At 69.6% G+C, this 19,204-nt stretch carries 16 protein-coding genes, 1 rRNA gene and 1 riboswitch; of the genes, 4 read left to right on the top strand and 13 right to left on the bottom strand.

Annotation, left to right across the window (positions count from 1 at the left end; genetic code table 11):
- Positions 1-60 precede the first annotated feature (60 nt).
- Positions 61-1,848, top strand: a complete 1,788-nt coding sequence (locus ACFW5B_RS27830) for a substrate-binding and VWA domain-containing protein (RefSeq protein WP_386445163.1) — start codon at positions 61-63, stop codon at positions 1,846-1,848.
- A gap of 8 nt (positions 1,849-1,856) precedes the next feature.
- Here ACFW5B_RS27830 and ACFW5B_RS27825 read toward each other — a convergent pair whose 3' ends face one another.
- A complete protein-coding gene (locus ACFW5B_RS27825; RefSeq protein ID WP_386445161.1) occupies positions 1,857-3,410 on the bottom strand; it encodes a glutamate-cysteine ligase family protein in 1,554 nt (517 codons plus the stop codon).
- 604 nt (positions 3,411-4,014) lie between these two features.
- On the opposite strand from ACFW5B_RS27825, the gene ACFW5B_RS27820 reads away from it, so the two are divergent.
- Together ACFW5B_RS27820 and ACFW5B_RS27815 are read left to right on the top strand one after the other, a co-directional pair.
- Positions 4,015-4,602: a hypothetical protein gene (locus tag ACFW5B_RS27820; RefSeq protein WP_386445158.1), complete on the top strand. Its 588-nt coding sequence runs from the start codon at positions 4,015-4,017 to the stop codon at positions 4,600-4,602.
- Between the two features lie 329 nt (positions 4,603-4,931).
- Entirely contained in the window at positions 4,932-5,126 is a 195-nt protein-coding gene (locus ACFW5B_RS27815; RefSeq protein WP_362606258.1) for a DUF5999 family protein, read from the top strand.
- A 69-nt stretch (positions 5,127-5,195) separates the two neighbouring features.
- Here ACFW5B_RS27815 and gcvP read toward each other — a convergent pair whose 3' ends face one another.
- Positions 5,196-8,108, bottom strand: a complete 2,913-nt coding sequence (gcvP, locus tag ACFW5B_RS27810) for an aminomethyl-transferring glycine dehydrogenase (protein ID WP_386445155.1) — start codon at positions 8,106-8,108, stop codon at positions 5,196-5,198.
- A 187-nt stretch (positions 8,109-8,295) separates the two neighbouring features.
- Positions 8,296-8,392: riboswitch (glycine riboswitch) on the bottom strand.
- A gap of 114 nt (positions 8,393-8,506) precedes the next feature.
- Here gcvP and ACFW5B_RS27805 point away from each other — a divergent pair.
- Positions 8,507-8,893, top strand: a complete 387-nt coding sequence (locus tag ACFW5B_RS27805) for a PRC-barrel domain-containing protein (protein WP_386445255.1) — start codon at positions 8,507-8,509, stop codon at positions 8,891-8,893.
- On the opposite strand, the gene ACFW5B_RS27800 is transcribed toward ACFW5B_RS27805, so the two are convergent.
- From ACFW5B_RS27800 to rrf, 11 genes are all read right to left on the bottom strand, one after another.
- Entirely contained in the window at positions 8,800-10,254 is a 1,455-nt protein-coding gene (locus tag ACFW5B_RS27800; protein ID WP_386445152.1) for a DNA polymerase IV, read from the bottom strand. The genes ACFW5B_RS27805 and ACFW5B_RS27800 overlap by 94 nt on opposite strands.
- 66 nt (positions 10,255-10,320) lie before the next feature.
- Positions 10,321-10,926, bottom strand: a complete 606-nt coding sequence (locus ACFW5B_RS27795) for a MerR family transcriptional regulator (RefSeq protein ID WP_386445149.1) — start codon at positions 10,924-10,926, stop codon at positions 10,321-10,323.
- 188 nt (positions 10,927-11,114) lie between these two features.
- Positions 11,115-11,588 carry a bifunctional nuclease family protein gene (locus ACFW5B_RS27790; protein WP_006606439.1) on the bottom strand — a complete coding sequence of 158 codons (474 nt, stop codon included), beginning with the start codon at positions 11,586-11,588 and terminating at the stop codon, positions 11,115-11,117.
- 56 nt (positions 11,589-11,644) lie between these two features.
- On the bottom strand, positions 11,645-12,391 hold the full coding sequence (locus tag ACFW5B_RS27785; protein WP_386445144.1) for a MerR family transcriptional regulator: 747 nt from the start codon (positions 12,389-12,391) through the stop codon (positions 11,645-11,647).
- A gap of 17 nt (positions 12,392-12,408) precedes the next feature.
- Positions 12,409-13,257 (bottom strand): FHA domain-containing protein, encoded by an 849-nt coding sequence (locus tag ACFW5B_RS27780; RefSeq protein WP_386445141.1) that lies wholly within the window; start codon positions 13,255-13,257, stop codon positions 12,409-12,411.
- A gap of 118 nt (positions 13,258-13,375) precedes the next feature.
- Positions 13,376-14,401, bottom strand: coding sequence for a DUF881 domain-containing protein (locus ACFW5B_RS27775; RefSeq protein WP_386445138.1), 1,026 nt, complete (start codon positions 14,399-14,401; stop codon positions 13,376-13,378).
- 5 nt (positions 14,402-14,406) lie between these two features.
- Complete coding sequence (locus ACFW5B_RS27770) at positions 14,407-14,739, bottom strand: small basic family protein (protein WP_042152041.1); 333 nt, start codon at positions 14,737-14,739, stop codon at positions 14,407-14,409.
- Positions 14,736-15,668 (bottom strand): DUF881 domain-containing protein, encoded by a 933-nt coding sequence (locus ACFW5B_RS27765; RefSeq protein WP_386445134.1) that lies wholly within the window; start codon positions 15,666-15,668, stop codon positions 14,736-14,738. The genes ACFW5B_RS27770 and ACFW5B_RS27765 overlap by 4 nt, the downstream gene beginning before the upstream one ends.
- Positions 15,669-15,742: 74 nt before the next feature.
- A complete protein-coding gene (locus ACFW5B_RS27760; protein ID WP_386445131.1) occupies positions 15,743-18,238 on the bottom strand; it encodes a sugar phosphate nucleotidyltransferase in 2,496 nt (831 codons plus the stop codon).
- 121 nt (positions 18,239-18,359) lie between these two features.
- Positions 18,360-18,968, bottom strand: a complete 609-nt coding sequence (locus ACFW5B_RS27755) for a CDP-alcohol phosphatidyltransferase family protein (protein WP_386445128.1) — start codon at positions 18,966-18,968, stop codon at positions 18,360-18,362.
- Between the two features lie 148 nt (positions 18,969-19,116).
- Positions 19,117-19,204: ribosomal RNA gene (rrf, locus tag ACFW5B_RS27750) — 5S ribosomal RNA — on the bottom strand; the annotation flags it as partial.

The following is a 19,204-nucleotide window of genomic DNA, read 5'->3' as shown; positions in this document are numbered from 1 at the left end:
CGCGTTTTCCCCCTGTCGGCGCATCCCGGTCGAGCTCCCAGAAGGAGAGGCGCTACCGCAATGGGACGACACAGCTTGCCCGACGGCCCCGCACCGGCGCGCACAGGGGCCCGCGGCGGGGTTCGTCCGCGCGCGCTCGTCCTCGCCACCGGTCTGGTGCTGACCATCGTCGCCGGCACGGTCGTGGCGCTGGACAACGGTCTGCTCCCGTTCGGCGGGCCGTGCGGCGGCGACGAGACACGGCTGGAGGTGGCTGCCTCGCCCGATATCGCCCCGGCGATCAAGGCGGTCGCCGAGTCGGCTCGGGAGGACGCGACCAGCGCCGACGGCAGATGTCTGGACGTGAACGTCACCGCGCGCGCCGCCCATGAGGTCGCCGACGCCTTCGGTCAGCGGCCGGTCGATCCCGAATTCCAGGTCTGGATACCGGATTCGAGCCTGTGGGTGGACCGGGTCGAGGCGGAACGCGGGACTCCACTGGCCACCGCCGGCACCCTGGCCTCGTCCCCGATAGCGCTGGGCGCCGTCCCCGGGGCCGCCAAGTCCCTGGGCTGGCCGGAAAAGACCCACACCTGGACGGATCTGACCCGGGCGGCGGCATCCGGCGACGCGGTGCACCTGGGCGTCGCCGACCCGTCCCGCAGCGCCACCGGACTGCTCTCACTGGCCCGCATCAGCGCCGCCAACCACAAGGAGGCACCGGACGCCGTCGCCGCGGACACCCGCACCGCCGCCACCGCGAGGCTGCTCAACCAGCGGGTCGCGGACGGCGACGGGCAGGCCATGGCCACCCTGCCGCGCGACGGCTCCGCCGCGGAGCAGCGCAGTCCACGCCGCAACCAGGCGCTGCTGCTGTCCGAGCAGGCCGCGTTCGCGCACAACAAGCGCGCGAAGGACGGACCGGATCTGAACCTGCTCTACCCCGAGGACGGCACCGCCCGGCTCGACTACCCGTACACCCTGGTCGACAACGCCGAGACGAGCCCTGAACGGTCCCGCGCCGCCAACCGCTTCATGACCCTGCTGAGCGAGCCCGCCGGACAGCGCGAGATGCGCCGGCTCGGCTTCCGGGACGCCACCGGCGAGGCGGACCCGAAGGTGGTCGACGCGGCCGGCGGGCGAGAGCCCCAGCCGTTCTCCGCCGCTCCCTCCGAGCCGCCGACGGCGAAGGAACTCCAGGCCCTGATGGGCATGTGGACGATCACGGTGCAGAGCTCCCGGCTCTCCACGGTCGTGGACGCCTCGGCGTCGATGAGCACCCCGGTCCCGGGGCACGGCGGCCGGTCCCGTATGGACCTCGCCAAGAACTCTCTCCTCCAGGCGCTGACCACCTTCACCTCCGACGACGAGATCGGGCTGTGGAAGTTCGCCACCTCGCTCGGCGGCGCCACGGACTATGTGGAGCTGTCCCCCACCGAGCGCCTCGGCCGCCGGGACAAGGACGGCGCCACCCACCGCGATGCCCTCGCCGACGCCTTCCGCTCACTGGCCCCCGAGCCCCAGGGCGCCACCGGCCTGTACGACACCACGCTCGCCGCGTACGAGAAGGCCCGCTCGACCTATGCCAGTGGGAGGTTCAACGCGCTGGTCATCGTCAGCGACGGCGCCAACGACGACGCCCACGGCATCGGCCTGGACGCCCTGGTGAGCAAGCTGGAGAAGCTCTCCGACCCGAAGCGCCCGGTGCCGCTGATCGCTCTCGCGATCGGTCCGGAGGCCGACACCTCGGCCCTGGACCGCATCGTGGCGCCGACCGGCGGCTCGACGCACCGGGTCAGCGACCCGTCGCAGATCCATCAGGTGATGCTCCAGGCCATCATGGCGGCGGGCAGCAAGGGACCGCTCTAGGGGCCCGTCTACGCCCCCTCGGTCGCCGCCTGCCGCGGTCCCGGTACGGCGGAGCGCCCGCCGGCCGGCCAGGCGACCGGCCAGGTGTGCACCGGCTTCCCCGTATGCATCAACTCGCTGTAGCGCCGGGTCATCGCGGCGAGCGCGGCATCCCGGTCCAGCCCCTGGCGCCGGGCGTGGTGGAAGGCCGCGGCCTGCCAGGACGCCCCGTTCGCCCGGCGCCGGCAGCGCTCGTCGATGATGCCGAGATAGTGGTCGCGGTCGGCCGGTTCCACTCCCCAGGCGTCCAGCCCGCGGGCCGCCAGCGGCAGCAGCTCGTCGCGCACCAGGCGTACGGCCGGGACGGCGGCGACACCGCCCGCCCGCCCCGGTCGTGGCCAGTCCAGGGTGGCCTCGATGCCGTACCGGCAGGCGCTGTCGAAGTTCCGGGCCGCGGCGGCGAACGGCAGCCGCGACCACACGGGGCGCGGCTCCTCGGCCAGCGCCCGCACCAGGCCGTAGTAGAAGGCGGTGTTGGCGATGACATCGGCGACGGTGGGGCCGGCCGGCAGCACCCGGTTCTCGACCCTGAGGTGCGCGACGCCGTCGGCGACCGCATAGACGGGGCGGTTCCAGCGGTAGACCGTGCCGTTGTGCAGGACCAGTTCGGCCAGGTCCGGCACCCCGCCCTCGTCGAGGACGCGCAACGGCTCCTGCGGTCCGCATACCGGCAACAGCGGTGGGTAGTACCGCACGTTCTCCTCGAACAGGTCATAGGCCGAGTCGATCCAGCGCTCACCGAACCAGGTGCGGGGACGGACGCCCTGGGCCTGCAACTCGGGCGAGCGGGTGTCGGTGGCCTGCTGGAAGACCGGCGGCCGGGACTCGCGCCACAGCTCACGGCCGAAGAGGAACGGCGAGTTGGCGCCGACGGCCACCTGGACCGCGGCGATCGCCTGTGCCGCGTTCCAGACGGCGGCGAAGCGGCCCGGTGTCACCTGGAGATGCAGCTGGACCGACGTACAGGCGGCCTCCGGCGCGATCGAGGGCGAGCGGGAGACCAGGTGCTCGACGCCCCGGATGTCCAGGGCGAAATCCTCTCCACGGGCCGCCCGCATCTGGTCGTTGAGCAGGACGTAGCGGTCGTTCGCGGAGAGGCTGGCGACGGTGAGGTCGTTGGCGTGCAGGGTCGGCAGAATGCCGACCATCACGATCCTGGCAGCGACCTCCCTGGCCTTCCTTTCCGCATAGCCGAGTCCCGTACGGAGTTCCTCGGCGAGCTGGTCGAGCACCCGGCCGCTCAAGCGGTGCGGAAGGATGTTGACCTCGAGGTTGAACTGGGCGAGTTCGGTCTGGAAATCCCCGCTGGCGATGCGCTCCAGCACTTGCGAGTTCATCATGCGGGGCAGCCCGTCGGCGCCGGCGAGATTGAGTTCGATCTCCAGGCCCATGAGATTCCTAGGCCGGTCGAACCGCTTCTCCGCCAGGAGTCTGTGCAATCCCTCAAGGCAGTCGTGCAGCTTTCTTCGATAACGCTCCCGGTCCGCCAGGTCGATCCCGTCCGCGGCGACCTTCTCCCCCATCGAAGGGTCCCTCCTCGAGTCAACAGCCCGCGGCCACGGGCCGCTTGGGGCCGTCCCCGACACCGCCGGGGCTCGCGCTACGGTCGATGATGCCCCGGCAATCTGATCAATAACGCAGCGGGGGCGTGCCGGTGCCGATAGGCTCGAAGTGGTCCAGCGTCCGGCACGGCCCATAGGCATATCCACGAAGCAATCACGCGCGGCAATTCACTCTTGGGATTCACCCGCGCGTTCCGGCCTACCGCGCCGCCCGGGCAATACGAGGCGGCGGCTTCAAAGCACCACACAAAGCGGTGGAAAGCACCTCGCACGGCGGTCCTGATTTCGCCTTGCCGGAAATCCACAAGGCCGGTAGCAGAAACACTTTCGGAACATACGTCGTATAAACTCCGCTTACGAGGCAGAGACTTGGCGCCCAGCGTCCCGGTGGTCTCACCGAGTCCGCGATGTCGCGGACCCCGCCCAGCGGCTGACCCCGCCGGCCCGCAGCCCGGCCGGCCCAGGCTCTGACCCCGCCCGCAGACAACGCCGTTTGCACCCGCCACGCTCCACCGTGTCTCCGAGCCACGCGCCGCCGTGTCTCCGAAGTGAGAGGCGACCCATCATGCCGCTGCACCTCCCCCCTGCCCCCGCGCCCGCCCTGCGCAGCGTTCTCACCGCTCTCGGCTCCCCCACCGCGGTCCGCGAGGCCCCGGTCTCCGCACTGCGCGCCCATCAGGGCCCGCTCAGCCCCGACCACCCGCTGCCCATCCATGTCTGGGACGACATCAGCCGGACCGGCAGCACCCCGCGGACCCGGCTGGCCGGCTGGACCTTCCTGGTCCGGGGCGGGGACCGGGCCGTGGCGGCCGCCGACGCGGTGCTCACCGCGGATGGCTGGACCTTCGGACGCTTCTGCGGCGGCCCCTACGTCGCCGCGACCGAGCAGGCACTGGCGCAGGCGGAGTCGCTCGCCACGCCCTACCAGCCGCGGCTGCTGTCCGTCCCCGAGCTGTACATGCTCACGCTCTGGCTGCACCACGACCTCACCTCCGACGGCGCCCAGGGGCTGCCCGCACCCGGTGACCTGCTGATACCGCTGGCGCCCGCGCCACCCGGCATCGCCGCACACCGTCCGCAGCGCATCGCCGATCTGCTCCCCCGGCTCACCCTGCGGCTCACGCCCGCGCCGCTCCTCGCAGAACCCGCCTGATCCGGCGGCGCCGGCCCCGGGACCGGCCCCGCGCCCCGCCCGAGCACGCCCCGCGGCTCTGTCCGGCCACGGGGCGCTCTGCCGTGCTCACCCACGCGGCCTAGTCCGCGGATACCACTCCCAACCCTCTTGAGGACGAGTGCAATTGGGAGCAACCGCCCGCATGGGTGACGCGTCCCTACCGAGTGAGTACCGCTGCCGCGAAATCCCTGCGGAATCGCGTCCGTGGGGCAACACTGGGACCCACCGAAAGAAACGGGGGAGCGGCCATGAACACCTCATCGAGCCGCATGACGACGTTCACCTCACCGCAGCGAAAGACAACTTCCATGTGTCAGCACCAACCGCCATGCCCGTCAGCAGACTCCACCGACCGGGAGGCCGCACACCTTGTGGCGCACCATCCGGAGCAAGGCTGGAGCCTGCTCTGCAACGGCGTCCTGCTCTTCGAGGACACCGGTGAGCTGCTCCCGGACGGGCAGGTCATCGCCCCGCACCGCGCCCGGGTCGGCGCCGCCGCCTGACCCACCGCGCGCACCACGAACCACAGGGCCCCCGGCAGATCCGCCGAGGGCCCTTGCTGCTGTCGTGACTCAGTTGTCGTACTCGTCCAGCGGCGGGCAGGAGCAGACGAGGTTACGGTCGCCGAAGGCACCGTCGATACGGCGCACCGGCGGCCAGTACTTCTCCGCGGCGGCGACACCGGCCGGGAAGACGGCCTCCTCGCGGCTGTACCCGTGCGTCCAGTCGCCGCCGAGCGCGCCCGCGGTGTGCGGAGCGTTGCGCAGCGGGTTGTCGTCCTTGTCCCACTCCCCCGAGCCGACCTTCTCGATCTCCGCGCGGATGGCGATCATCGCGTCGCAGAACCGGTCCAGTTCGTCGAGGTCCTCGCTCTCGGTCGGCTCGATCATCAACGTGCCGGCCACGGGGAACGACATCGTCGGCGCGTGGAAGCCGTAGTCGATCAGCCGCTTGGCGACGTCGTCGATGCTCACGCCGGTCGCCTTGGTCAGCGGCCGGACGTCGATGATGCACTCGTGCGCCACCAGACCGCCCGGGCCGGTGTAGAGCACCGGGTAGTGCGGCTCCAGACGCTTGGCGATGTAGTTGGCGCTGAGGACCGCCACCTGGGTGGCGCGCTTGAGGCCCTCGCCGCCCATGAGACGGACGTACGCCCAGGAGATCGGCAGGATGCCGGCCGAGCCCCAGGGAGCCGCGGAGATCGGCCCGACGCCGGTCTCGGGGCCCGCGGTGGGCTGCAGCGGGTGGTTGGGCAGGTACGGCGCCAGGTGGGCGCGGACGCCGACCGGGCCGACACCGGGGCCACCGCCGCCGTGCGGGATGCAGAAGGTCTTGTGCAGGTTCAGATGCGAGACATCGCCGCCGAACTTGCCGGGCTCGGCGAGCCCGACCAGCGCATTGAGGTTGGCGCCGTCGACGTAGACCTGACCGCCGGCCTCGTGCACCGCCGCGCAGATCTGGGTGATGTGTTCCTCGAACACCCCGTGGGTGGACGGGTAGGTCACCATCAGGACCGCGAGCTCGTCACGGTGCTTCTCGATCTTGGCGTGCAGATCATCGGTGTCGACCTCGCCGTCTTCACCGGTCTTGACGACGACGACCTTCATCCCGGCCATCACGGCGCTGGCGGCGTTGGTGCCGTGCGCCGAGGACGGGATCAGGCAGACCGTGCGCTGCTCGTCACCGTTGGCGCGGTGGTAGGCGCGGACGGCCAGCAGACCGGCCAGCTCGCCCTGCGATCCGGCGTTCGGCTGGATGGAGACCTTGTCGTAGCCGGTGACCGTGGCCAGCCGCTCCTCCAGCTCCTGGATCAGCGTGAGGTAGCCCTCGGCCTGCTCGGCCGGTGCGAAGGGGTGCACCTGACCGAACCCGGGCCAGGTGACCGGCTCCATCTCGGTGGTGGCGTTCAGCTTCATCGTGCAGGAGCCCAGCGGGATCATGCCGCGGTCCAGCGCGTAGTCCTTGTCGGCGAGGGTGCGCAGGTAGCGCAGCATCGCGGTCTCGGAGCGGTAGTCGTGGAAGACCGGGTGGGCGAGGTAGTCGTCGTGGCGCAGCAGCCCCTGCGGCAGCGCCTCGGCGGCGGCCGCGTCCAGCTGCTCGACGTCGCCGGTCACCCCGAAGGCGCCCCAGACGCCGGCCAGCTCCGCCCGCCCGGTGGTCTCGTCACAGGCGATGCCGACCAGGTCCGCGTCGATCTGCCGGAGGTTGACACCGGCCTCACGGGCCGCGGCGACGACCTCGGCGGCCCGGCCGGGCACCCGGGCGGTCAGGGTGTCGAAGAACGCGCCGTGGACAATCTCCACACCGCCGGCCCGCAGGCCCTCGGCGAGCACCGCGGCGTAGCGGTGGGTGCGCCGGGCGATGGTCCGCAGGCCCTCGGGCCCGTGGTAGACCGCGTACATCCCGGCCATGACGGCGAGCAGCACCTGCGCCGTGCAGATGTTGCTGGTGGCCTTCTCACGGCGGATGTGCTGCTCACGGGTCTGCAGCGCCAGGCGGTAGGCCTTGTTGCCGTCGGCGTCGACGGAAACGCCCACCAGACGGCCGGGGAGACTGCGGGCGAACTGGTCACGGACGGCCATGAAGCCGGCGTGCGGTCCGCCGAAGCCCATCGGGACACCGAAGCGCTGGGTGGTGCCGACGGCGATGTCCGCGCCCAGCTCACCGGGCGAGGTCAGCAGCGTCAGGGCGAGCAGATCGGCGGCGACGGTGACGACCGCGCCCAGCTCATGGGCCTGCTCGATGACCGCGCGGGGGTCCCGCACCGCACCGGAGGCGCCCGGGTACTGCAGCAGCACACCGAAGACGCCGCGCTCGGCGATCTCGGCCGGAATGCCGTCGGACAGATCCGCGACCACGACCTCGACGCCGGTGGGCTCCGCCCGGGTCTCGATCACGGCGACGGTCTGCGGCAGACAGTCCGCGTCGACCAGGAAGACGCCCTGCTTGACCTTGCCGACCCGGCGGGAGAGCGCCATCGCCTCGGCAGCGGCAGTGCCCTCGTCCAGCAGCGAAGCGCCGGAGGTGGGCAGTCCGGTCAGGTCGGCGACCATCGTCTGGAAGTTCAGCAGCGCCTCCAGGCGGCCCTGCGAGATCTCCGGCTGGTAGGGCGTGTACGCCGTGTACCAGGCCGGGTTCTCCATGACGTTGCGCAAGATCACCGGCGGGGTGAACGTGCCGTAGTAGCCGAGGCCGATCATGGACGACAGAACCTGGTTGCGGTCCGCCAGGCCCTGCAGCTCCTTGAGCACCTCGGCCTCGGTACGGGCCTGCGGCAGGCCGTGGGGGCCCCTCCCAGCGGTAGCTGGGGGAGCCTCGACGCTCTTGATCACGTCGGGTACGGCGGTGGCGGTGAGCTCGTCCAGCGACCCGAAGCCGATGTGCGCGAGCATCTTGGCCTGCGCCGCCTGGTCGGGACCGATGTGCCGGCGCTCGAAGGGGGTGCCGCGTTCCAGCTCGGTCAAGGAGATGCGATTGGTGGTCATCTGCGGGGGCCTCCTGGTCGTACGACCTACGAGGGGCACCACGGCGCGGGTGCCCGGACGGCCTCCCCCTCTGTCATCTCAACCTGAGAGCTTCACCGGCCCGCCCATGGCGGCCCGGCTTTCACCGTCGGTGAGGAGGGGTCCCGGCACTGTGCCTTCCGCGGCCCGCCCTGCTTTCCAGAGTGACCTCGTCCGTGCGGTACGTGTGCCTGAGAGATTCCGGGGAGGATTTGCTCCTTCGGCGCCCTGGTCGCGAACGGCAAGGACTCTCCCGCACGGGGTCTGCGGCCAATCGCCAGCCTACCAGCGTGGCTCTCGAAGGCTCCTTCGAGTGGCCGGGGCATGAAATGTGCCGTTTGGTAGTTGTCACAGGGCAGTTGCGACCAATTGGAGGGGCCGTGCAAACCGATATCGATCCCCGAAGCCTGATCGGCCGCAAAGCGTTCGACCGTAACGGCGCGAAAATAGGCACCATCGACGAGGTCTACCTCGACGATGCGACGGGGGAGCCGGAATGGGCGGCCGTGCGTACCGGACTCTTCAGCCGGGATGCGTTCGTTCCCCTGGAGCCCAGCAAGATGGTCGGTGAGGGACTTCACATTCCTTACGACCGCAAACTGATCAAGGACGCACCCGACTTCGGCGTGGGCCGCCATCTCTCCCCTGAGCAGGAACTTCAGCTCTATCACCACTACCGCCTGGATATTTCTTCCCCCACCTCCGATCCGGTGCCCCCCGGCTCCGGCGACACGAACTTCGGCAAGATCGCGGGCTCGGACGACTGAGCGCCCGCCGGCGCCCCGCCCACCAGCGGCAGGGGCTCCCCCGGTCGCAGCGCCGGATCCTCGACTGCGAAGGTCCGCACCCTCCCCGGTGCGGACCATGGCGTTTCGAAGCGGACGGTCACTCTCCCCACCCCGCTGCCCTGCACCCAGCCGGCGCCGTACTCGTCATGCACCACGTCCAGCCCCGGATACCAGCGCCGCGGCCGCTCCTCCTCGGCCTCGTGCCGCTCCGTGCCCCCGGCGGCCCGCTCCGCCGCCGCTGCCGCCGTTTCCTCGGCCTCCCGCTCCGTCGCCAGCTGGGCGAACAGATCCTCCTGTGTGAAGTCCGCCAGCCCGCTGACCCCCACACCCAGCAGCCGGACCCCGCCGGTGGTGTCCACCGTCTCCAGCAGGCGCACCGCGGCCTCCCGTATCACCGCGGGATCGTCGGTGGGCCCGCGGAGCGTCTCGGAGCGGGTCAGCGTCGAGAAGTCGTAGTTGCGCACCTTGATGACCACCGTGCGCCCGGAGCGCCCGGCCGCCCGCAGCCGCTGGACGCACCGGTCCGCCAGCCGCAGCACCTCACTCCGCACCCGCGCCCGGTCGGTCAGATCGACCTCGAAGGTGTCCTCGACAGAGATGGACTTCGCGTCCCGCTCGGCCACCACGGGCCGGTCGTCCTGCCCCAGCGCCATGGCATACAGCCCGGCGCCGTGCGCCTTGCCCAGCAGCCGCACCAGCTCGGCCTCGCCGGCCTCCGCGGTCTCCGCGACGGTGTGGATCCCGGCCCGGCGCAGCGTCTCGGCCGTCGCGGGCCCCACCCCGGGCAGCGTCCGCACCGTCATCGGACCCAGCAGCTCCCGTTCGGTCCCCGGCTCGATCACCACCAGGCCGTCCGGCTTGGCCGCCTCGGACGCGATCTTCGCCAGCATCTTGGCCCCGGCCAGTCCCACCGAACCGGTCAGCCCGGTCGCGGACCGGATGTCCCGCCGCAGCTGCTCCCCCACGGACCGTACGGCCGCCGTCTCGGCCGGCACCCCACCCGCCTCCAGGTCGACGAACGCCTCGTCCAGGCTCAGCGGCTCCACCAACGGCGACAGCGCATGCAACAGCTCCATCACCGCCTCACTCACCTGGCGGTACAGGGTGAAGCGAGGACTGAGATAGGCGGCGTTGGGGCACAGCCGCCGCGCCTGGGCCGTCGGCATCGCGGACCGGACCCCGAAGACCCGTGCCTCGTACGAGGCCGTGGAGACCACACCGCGCCCGCCGACCCCGCCGACCACCACGGGCTTACCGCGCAGGCTCGGCTTGGCCGCCTGCTCGGCGGCCGCGAAGAACGCATCCATGTCCAGATGCAGAATCGTCGGCGCGGGTCTCACATCTCCGATGCTGCCCCATGCCACTGACAATCGGCCCGATGCCGGGCCGCGCGCTCCGCCGGGGACTCAGACCGCGCGGTTGCGCCGCCGCGCCAGCTCGTCGTGCGGGTTCTCCCCGATCAGGGTCTCGCCGGTCTCCACCCGCTCCCCGTGGAGCTGTGACAGTGCGCCCTCCACGTCCCGCCACACCACGCCCACGGCGATCCCGAAGACGCCCTGACCGCCCTGGAGCAGGTCCACGACCTGATCGGGCGAGGTGCACTCGTAGACCGTCGCGCCGTCGCTCATCAGCGTCATCCGCGTCAGATCCGCCAGTCCCCGTGCGCGCAGATGCTGGACGGCGGTGCGGATGTTCTGCAGTGACACCCCGGTGTCCAGCAGCCGCTTGACGATCTTCAGGACGACGACATCCCGGAAGCTGTAGAGCCGCTGGGTGCCGGAACCATAGGCCGGCCGGATGCTCGGCTCCACCAGACCCGTACGGGCCCAGTAGTCGAGCTGCCGATAAGTGATGCCCGCTGCCGCACAAGCGGTCGGGCCGCGATACCCGATGTTCTGAGCCTCGCAGTCCCCCGACACCGCCGCGGCCGGTGCCGACGCAGAGTTCGCTGCCGCGCTCGAGTGGAGCGGCAACGCCCCTTCCGCCGCCATACCGTCGCCGGTGATTGCCACGCCGCCCTCCGTCCTCCACGTCCCGGACGGGACCTGCCACATCGACGGTATGCAGTCACTCGGGGTGCGTCAACGATCGCCGCGCTCGCCACGCCGAGTGATAATCACCCTACGAGTGGTTTCTCGTGACCTCGCAGGGGGAAAGGGTCATGAGTTTGGCCGGAATCAGGCGGTTCGCCTGGCCGATATCACTGACTGTTGGTCCCGAAGTCCTCGGGCGAGATCTGGTCGAGGAACTCGCGGAACTTCTCCACCTCGTCCTCCTGCTCGTCCGGGATGGCGATCCCCGCGTCGTCCAGCACACCGTCGGTACCGAAGATCGGCGTTCCGGTGCGCAGCGCCAGCGCTATGGCGTCCGACGGGCGCGCGCTGACCTCGACCCCGCTCGCGAAGACGAGTTCGGCATAGAAAACCCCCTCGCGCAGATCCGTGATGCGGACCTGCGTCAGCTCCTGGCCCACCGCTTCGAGCACATCCTTGAAAAGGTCGTGCGTCAGCGGCCTGGCAGGGACCATGCCCTGCTGGGCGAAGGCGATGGCGGTGGCCTCCCCTGGCCCGATCCAAATGGGCAAGTAGCGATCGCCTCCCACCTCCCGCAGGAGCACGATCGGTTGGCTGGAAGGCATTTCCACCCGGACACCCACGACGTCGAGCTCGTTCACACAGCAACCCTAGGACGTGCCCGGCAGGTTTGGGTAGTCGGGCACTCATTTGCTCGCTACGGGCGGACCCGCAGCGCGCTCTGCACCAGGGCCGCGTGCAGCCGTACGGACAGGGTTGCCAGCTCTCTGGCGGTGGCCTCGGCATGCGCCCTGGTCTGCGGGTTACGGTGCCGCCGAAGGGGTGCAACGACCTGCTCGACCAGGCCCGCCTCGCGCTCGGCCGCCGCCTTCACCGCGCGCAGGTGCCGCGGCTCCAGACCGAAACGGCCCAGGTCCGCGACAAGTTTGGCCACCGTGACGGCCTCGATGTCGTATCCGCCGTCCGCATGGGGGACGATAAGTCCGTACGACTCCCAGTCGGCGAGCGCCGCCTCGTCCACGTCTGCGGCGGCCAGCAGCTCGGCCCGGCCGATACGGGCAGCCGTCGGGGGCTCCGCACCCGGGTCGGGCACGCCCTCGACCAGGTCCCGGGGAGGTGCGGCCGGGGCCGGCAGCGGCACCTGCTCACCGCGCTCCAGGGCGTCCAGATGCTCCCGGATGACCTTGAGCGGAAGATAGTGGTCCCGCTGCATCCGCAGGACGGCGGCCAGCCGCTCGACGTCCGCCTGCGTGAATTTGCGGTATCCGGAAGGTGTGCGCTTCGGCTCGACCAGCCCCTCCGCCTCCAGGAAGCGAATCTTGGAGATGGTGACCTCGGGAAACTCCTCGCGCAGCTGGGTGAGCACCGTGCCGATGCTGACCGGCTTGCCGTCCGAGGAGGCGGCACCGGCAGAACCGGCGCCGCCCTTCGGTGTATCGCGCATATGCCTTCCCCGGCCGGTCAGATACCGGCGCCTCGCTGGCTCGCGTAGAAGACCAGACGGAACTTGCCGATCTGGACCTCGTCGCCGGTGGCGAGGGCGACGGAGTCGATCCGCTCACGGTTGACGTAGGTGCCGTTCAGGCTGCCGACGTCGGCGACCGTGAAGAGACCGTCCGAGCCGCGACGGAATTCCACATGACGGCGCGAGACCGTCACATCGTCGAGGAAGATGTCGCCCTGCGGATGACGGCCGGCCGTCGTCAGCTCGCTGTCCAGGAGGAAGCGGCTGCCGGAGTTCGGCCCCCGGCGGACGACCAGCAGCGCCGATCCCAACGGAAGAGCGTCCACGGCCGCCTGGGCCTCGGGCGACAGCGACGGCGCCAGATTCTGGCCCGTCGTCTCCGAGTCGTAGGCCTCCAGCCCCGAAATGGAGATGGTCGACGTCGTCTCGGACGCCCGCTCGGGATGGGCGCCCGCACGCAGCGGCGCACCACAGTTGGAGCAGAACCGGCTCGCCTCGGCGTTCTGGTTCCCACACCTCGTACAAACCGGCAAGGCCGACCCTCCACCCGTATGTGCGGCTGATGGTTCCTGGGAACCTATGCGGCCGGCACCGGAGGGGTCAACAGAACCCGCGCCGTACCCCCCGGACGGACCGCTGACCTCATCACGGAAGAGCGGACGATCCTCGGCCGCACCGCTCTCGTCGGGCTGGCGCGGAGCGGCATGCCGCGCGGAGCCGCTGCCGCCCTCCTGGCGTGGGCTCTTGCCGAACAGCTTTCCAAACAACTTCACGGGCGATTCCCCTTGAACGAAACAGACCCGCCCGTGGGGCAGGACGAACCCTCGATGCACACACCGACCCATCCGGACATCCTGTGAACGTCCGTGGCCTTCAGACAGTTTCCACCACACACCACACGCACGGTGCGTCGACCCCCCGCTACCTCATGCCCTTCCCGGGCACTCGACATACGTGCACGCCTCACTGAGATGACAACCGAGCGTAGTCAGGCCGCTTCGCCTCTCGCAAGGCGTTCACAATGATCTTCTCCTCACGGGCCACAGACACCTTGGCCTGCTCCTTTTCCAGAGTCTGGACCACTCCGCCGGGGATGTTCAGCGCCGGCTCCAAGTCCTCCGGCTTGCCGATGACCTTGAAGCGGAACGGCTGCATGACGCGCTTGCCGTCGATCTCCACGCCACCCCGGACGTCCGAGAGATAGCTGTCCGCGACCACCCGGACGTCATTGACCTGGATGGCCTCCGCGCCGGCCGCCCGCAGCTCCTGGATGGTGTCCAGCAGCTTGTCCGCCTCGACGGAGTGCGTCGGGTCGTCGATGGTCAGGTTGATGCCGGGCCCTCGCGCCGCGACGGTCCCGGCCAGCACGCCCAGCTGCTGTTCCTTCTCCACGGTCTGTTTACGGGCCTCCTCGGCCTGGTCCGAGCTGTTCTCCAGCTCGGTCTTCTGCCCTTCCAGGCGCCGCTGTTCGTCGGTCAACCGCTGGGAGCGATTGTCCAGCTCGTCCAGAATGCGCACCAAGTCCTCCTGGCGCGCACCTCTCAGCGCACTGCTGTCACTTGTGGAACGTACCTGAATCGCCAGGCCGAGGCCGAGAATGAACAGGAGCAGCGCAACGATCAGTTGAGCCCGGGTCAGCCGCGGCGGCCACAGACTCGCAACGAGCCGCTCCCGACCGGTCTTCGGGCGTTCCGCGCTCCCGCCGTCGTCGGCAACGACGTCCGGGGCCGAGGAGTCTGCCCCTTTGCCCTGCTTGTGTCCAGCACTGTCCGGTTCCTGGTCTTCGCCGTCGCCGGACTCCGCCGGCTCGGGCGTGCTCCGGCTCTCGGGCGGCATCGGCCGTCGGCCGGCCGGATCGCGGTCCTCGTCCGGCTCCTGCTCCTCCGCCTTCTTCTCCGGCTCGGCCTTCTTCTCCGGCTCGGCCGTCTTGCCGGACTTCTCGTCCGACTGCGGCTTCTTCTCCGGCTCCGGGGTCTCGTCCGTGGTCATCCGCCTCACGCCCTGAAGACGTGCCGGCGGATCGCGGCGGCGTTGGAGAAGATCCGGATACCCAGCACCACGACGACGCCGGTGGAGAGTTGGGAGCCGACGCCCAACTTGTCGCCGAGAAAGACGATCAGCGCGGCAACGACGACATTCGACAGGAAGGAGACCACGAAGACCTTGTCGTCGAAGATTCCGTCCAGCATGGCGCGGAGACCACCGAACACGGCGTCCAGGGCCGCGACGACAGCGATCGGCAAGTAGGGCTCGACCACCGTCGGCACCACGGGTCGGACCACCAGCCCGACCACGACTCCCACGATGAGGCCCAATACGGCGATCACGATGTGCCCTTCCCTGTGTCGGCGCCGTCCGCCTTGGCGGCACCGGCCTGCGGCTTTGCGGTACGTACGATCAAGCTGGGCGCGGGCGGCAGCCTGACCTCGTTCTCCGTGGAAATCCTGGTGCGCACGCCGTAGTTCTCCTGCAGCACATGCAGATACTGACCATCGGCGCTGTCCTGGAAAGCGGTGCTCAGCCGCTGCCCGTCCCCCACCGCCAGCACCGTATAAGGCGGCGCCAGTGGCTTGTTGTCGACCAGTATGGCGTCTCCCGCGGCTCTGATCGCCGAGAGTGACGTAAGCCGCTGTCCATTGACGGAGATGGCCTCCGCTCCGGACGCCCACAGGCCGTTGACGACGCGTTGCATATCCCTGTCGCGTACCCGCCCGGTGTCCGAGAAACCACTGCTTTCGCGCGGACCGCCGCCGCTGGACGCCGCACCCTTCGCATCGTCCACGACGAGCTTCACCCCGGGCCCGGTGACCTGCGTCGAGCCGGACAGCAGGGCCAGCAGTTCGGCCCGGTCCCCGCCGTGCTTCTTCAGCGCCTCGCGCTGCATGCCGCTGACGTCGTCCCGGAGTGCGTCGACCCGCTTCTGCTGCCGGTCCGCCTCACCGGTGCCCTTCTGGATGCGGTTGATCAGTTCCTCGCGCTCCTTGGCGAGCGTCGGTGCCGATACCTGTGCCTGCGCCGCCCCCACCGTCACCACGACCGCGGCCAGCACCAAACCGGCCGCGAGGCCCAACTTCGCCCGCAGCGTGCGCGGCAGCCCGCGCACCCCGGCTTCGGACTTCCGGGCGGCGGCCTCGGCGTATCCGTCGTCGAGGCTGTGATCCATCACGTTGGTCAGCAGCGACATGGACGCATCGGGGCGCGCGGCCGGCGGTTTCGGGTTGCTCCGATCGGGGCGCTGCTGCGACATGCCGCACATCGTCGCACGTCGGCCGCGCGGCATCCCAATGGCCCCACCGACGTGCCGATTCGCGGCCGCCGGTGGGGCCCAGGTCAGCGTCCCGCGCTGTCCACCACTGCGGACCACTCGTCCAGCAGCTGCTGCGCGGAGGCGTCATCCGGCCCCTCGGCCCACAGGTGTGTGACCGCCTCCGCAGGGTCCGGCAGCACCAGGACCCAGCGGCCGTCGGCCTCCACGACCCGTACACCGTCGGTGGTATCCACGTTCCGGTCCCCGGCGGCCTCGACCACATGCCGCATGACCAGGCCCTTGACCGCCCAGGGGGTGGCCAGGTCGCGGCGCTGGACATGCGCCCGCGGAATCCGGGCGTCGATCTGGCTGAGCGTGAGCTGGGTGCGCGCGACCAGGCCGATCAGCCGGACGAACGCGGCCGCGCCGTCGAAGACGCTGCTGAACTCCGGAATGATGAAGCCGCCCCTGCCGTCCCCGCCGAAGACCGTGCCGTCGTCGCGGCCCACCCGGGTGAGATCGTCGGGCGAGGTCGTCGTCCACTCCACCTGCGTCCCGTGGTACGCGGCCACCTGCTCGGCGATCCGGGTCGTGGTCACCGGCAGCGCCACCCGCCCCGAACGCCGCTCGGCAGCGACCAGATCCAGCATGACCAGCAGCGCACGGTCGTCCTCGATGATCCGGCCGCGCTCGTCCACCAGGGAGAGCCGCTCGCCGACGGGGTCGAAGCGCACGCCGAAGGCCGCCCGCGCCGAGGCCACGATCTCGCCGAGCCGGACCAGTCCGGCGCGCCGGGCGTCGGCGGTCTCGGTCGGCCGGGATTCGTCGAGCCCCGGGTTGATGGTCAGCGAGTCGACACCGAGCCGTCCCAGCAGGCTGGGCAGGACCAGGCCCGCGCTGCCGTTGGAGGCGTCCACGACGACCTTCAGTCCGGAATCGCCGATGCCCGTGGTGTCCACGGCCCGCAGCAGGGACCCCGTATAGGAGTCGAAGACGCTGGCCGGGAAGATCAGATCGCCGATCTCGCCGGGGAAGGCACGACGGTACTCCTGGCGGGCGAAGACGCGGTCGAGCTTGCGCTGCCCGGCCTGCGAGAGGTCGGCGCCCCGCTCGTCAAAGAACATGATGTCCACGGAGTCCGGCACACCGGGCGTCGTTCGGACCATGATCCCGCCGGCGCTGCCCCGTGCGGTCTGCTGGCGGGCGACAGGCAGCGGGACGTTCTCCAGGTCCCGTACGTCGATGGCGCTGGCCTGTAGCGCGGAGATCACGGCACGCTTGAGCGCGCGGGCACCACGGGAGTGGTCGCGCGCGGTGGTGACCGTGGAGCCCTTCTTGAGCGTGGTGGCGTACGCGCCCGCGAGCCGCACCGCGAGTTCCGGTGTGATCTCGACGTTGAGGATGCCGGACACTCCGCGGGCGCCGAACAGATGCGCCTGGCCGCGGGACTCCCAGATCACCGACGTATTGACGAACGCGCCGGCCTCGATGGTCTTGAACGGATAGACCCGCACATTCCCCTGGACGATCGATTCTTCACCGATCAGGCATTCATCACCGATGACGGCGCCGTCTTCGAGCCGGGCGGCCCGCATGACGTCGGTGTTCTTGCCGATGACACAGCCCCGCAGATTGCTCTGCTGCCCGATGTAGACGTTGTCGTGCACCACGGCCCGGTGCAGGAACGCACCGCTCTTGACGACGACATTGGAGCCGACGACGGTGTGCTCACGCAGCTCCACACCGGCCTCGATCTTGGCGTAGTCGCCGATGTACAACGGCCCGCGCAGTACCGCGTCGGAATGGACCTCGGCGCCCTCCGCGACCCAGACGCCCGGCGAGATCTCGAATCCGTCGATTTCGACATCGACCTTGCCTTCGAGCACATCGGCCTGGGCCTTCACATAGCTCTCGTGGGTACCGACGTCTTCCCAGTAGCCCTCGGCGATATAGCCGTAGATCGGCTTGCCTTCCTTCATGAGCTGGGGAAAGACATCACCGGACCAGTCGACCGACACATCGGGCTCGAAATAGTCGAAGACCTCCGGCTCCATGACGTAGATGCCGGTGTTGACGGTGTCCGAGAAGACCTGACCCCAGGTGGGCTTTTCCAGGAAGCGTTCGACCCTGCCGGACTCGTCGACGATGGTGATGCCGAACTCGAGCGGATTGGGGACCCGCGTGAGGCAGACGGTGACCAGGGCGCCTTTTTCCTTGTGGAAGCGGATCAGATCCGTCAGGTCGAAGTCGGTGAGGGCGTCACCGGAGATGACCAGGAAGGCGTCATCCTTGAGGGCTTCCTCGGCATTTTTCACGCTGCCTGCGGTACCGAGCGGCTTTTCCTCGTTGGCGTAGGTGAGCTCCATTCCGAGCTCTTCTCCGTCGCCGAAATAGTTCTTGACGAGGGAGGCAAGGAATTGCACGGTCACGACGGTCTCATTGAGACCATGCCGCTTCAGCAGCCTGAGCACATGCTCCATGATCGGCCGGTTGACGACCGGGAGCAGGGGCTTGGGCATGCTGGACGTCATGGGGCGAAGGCGTGTTCCTTCGCCACCGGCCATCACAACGGCCTTCATGTCGGAAGCGTCCTCCTCTAAGAGACGACGGTCTTGCCGACTTCACCTGTCCAGATCGCCCACTGTTCCTGCTATCGCGTACGGGCGCCGGGCCTTGGCACCAGCTGCCGGTCCGGAAAGCTCAGTCGGCCGTGGTGTCCGCTTTGATGAGCCGGCGGACCTGGACCACGTAGAGGATTCCTGCCCACCAGTAGAGCGCTGTACCCCATCCTGCGAACGCCCATCCGAAAACCGTAGCGAGTGTGTGAAGCCAGCTGCTTCCGCTGCTCAGGAGGAGCAACGGGAAGGCGTACATCAAGTTGAACGTAGCCGCTTTGCCCAGGAAGTTCACCTGGGGCGGCCCGTAACCGTGGCGTCCGAGGAATCCGATCGCGATCAGCAGCATCAGTTCCCGTGCCAGCAGGGCCGCGGTCAACCAGACCGGCAGGATCTCGCGCCAGGTCAGACCGACGAGAGTGGAGAGGATGTAGAGGCGGTCGGCGGCCGGGTCGAGGATGCGGCCCAGCCGGCTGATCTGGTTCCAGCGCCGGGCGAGCTTGCCGTCCAGATAGTCGCTGACACCACTCAGCGCGAGGACCAGCAACGCCCAGCCGTCGGCCTTCGGACCACCGAATACCGGCCACAGGATCAACCACAGGAACAACGGCACGCCGAGGAGGCGAGCCATGCTCAGGATATTCGGGATGGTGAGGACGCGATCCGTCTGGACCCGCGTCTCCTGGACCTCCACGCGGAAGCCTCCTGTGGGAAATGTACCGACTGATGCCCCCTGACCTTACCTGCCCCGCCGGCCACGCCGTGCCGCGGGTCCCAAGATCACCGCAAACGCCAAAAAGCCCCTCGGGAACTTTCGTTCCCAAGGGGCTTTCGCAAAATTTGTTCGGCGGCGTCCTACTCTCCCACAGGGTCCCCCCTGCAGTACCATCGGCGCTGAAAGGCTTAGCTTCCGGGTTCGGAATGTAACCG

It is taken from the genome of Streptomyces sp. NPDC058773, assembly GCF_042746015.1.
Lineage (GTDB): Bacteria > Actinomycetota > Actinomycetes > Streptomycetales > Streptomycetaceae > Streptomyces.
Note: the sequence above shows the minus strand (reverse complement) of the source record. Positions and strands in the feature narration are given on the sequence as shown.

Bases quoted from the DNA above. Each gene is read 5' to 3' on its own strand.
- ACFW5B_RS27785 (WP_386445144.1), bottom strand. From the start codon at position 12,391: ATGCGCGATACACCGAAGGGCGGCGCCGGTTCTGCCGGTGCCGCCTCC.
- ACFW5B_RS27765 (WP_386445134.1), bottom strand. From the start codon at position 15,668: ATGTGCGGCATGTCGCAGCAGCGCCCCGATCGGAGCAACCCGAAACCG.
- ACFW5B_RS27830 (WP_386445163.1), top strand. From the start codon at position 61: ATGGGACGACACAGCTTGCCCGACGGCCCCGCACCGGCGCGCACAGGG.
- ACFW5B_RS27815 (WP_362606258.1), top strand. From the start codon at position 4,932: ATGTGTCAGCACCAACCGCCATGCCCGTCAGCAGACTCCACCGACCGG.
- ACFW5B_RS27825 (WP_386445161.1), bottom strand. From the start codon at position 3,410: ATGGGGGAGAAGGTCGCCGCGGACGGGATCGACCTGGCGGACCGGGAG.
- gcvP (WP_386445155.1), bottom strand. From the start codon at position 8,108: ATGACCACCAATCGCATCTCCTTGACCGAGCTGGAACGCGGCACCCCC.
- ACFW5B_RS27760 (WP_386445131.1), bottom strand. From the start codon at position 18,238: ATGAAGGCCGTTGTGATGGCCGGTGGCGAAGGAACACGCCTTCGCCCC.
- ACFW5B_RS27820 (WP_386445158.1), top strand. From the start codon at position 4,015: ATGCCGCTGCACCTCCCCCCTGCCCCCGCGCCCGCCCTGCGCAGCGTT.
- ACFW5B_RS27775 (WP_386445138.1), bottom strand. From the start codon at position 14,401: ATGACCACGGACGAGACCCCGGAGCCGGAGAAGAAGCCGCAGTCGGAC.
- ACFW5B_RS27780 (WP_386445141.1), bottom strand. From the start codon at position 13,257: ATGGGTCGGTGTGTGCATCGAGGGTTCGTCCTGCCCCACGGGCGGGTC.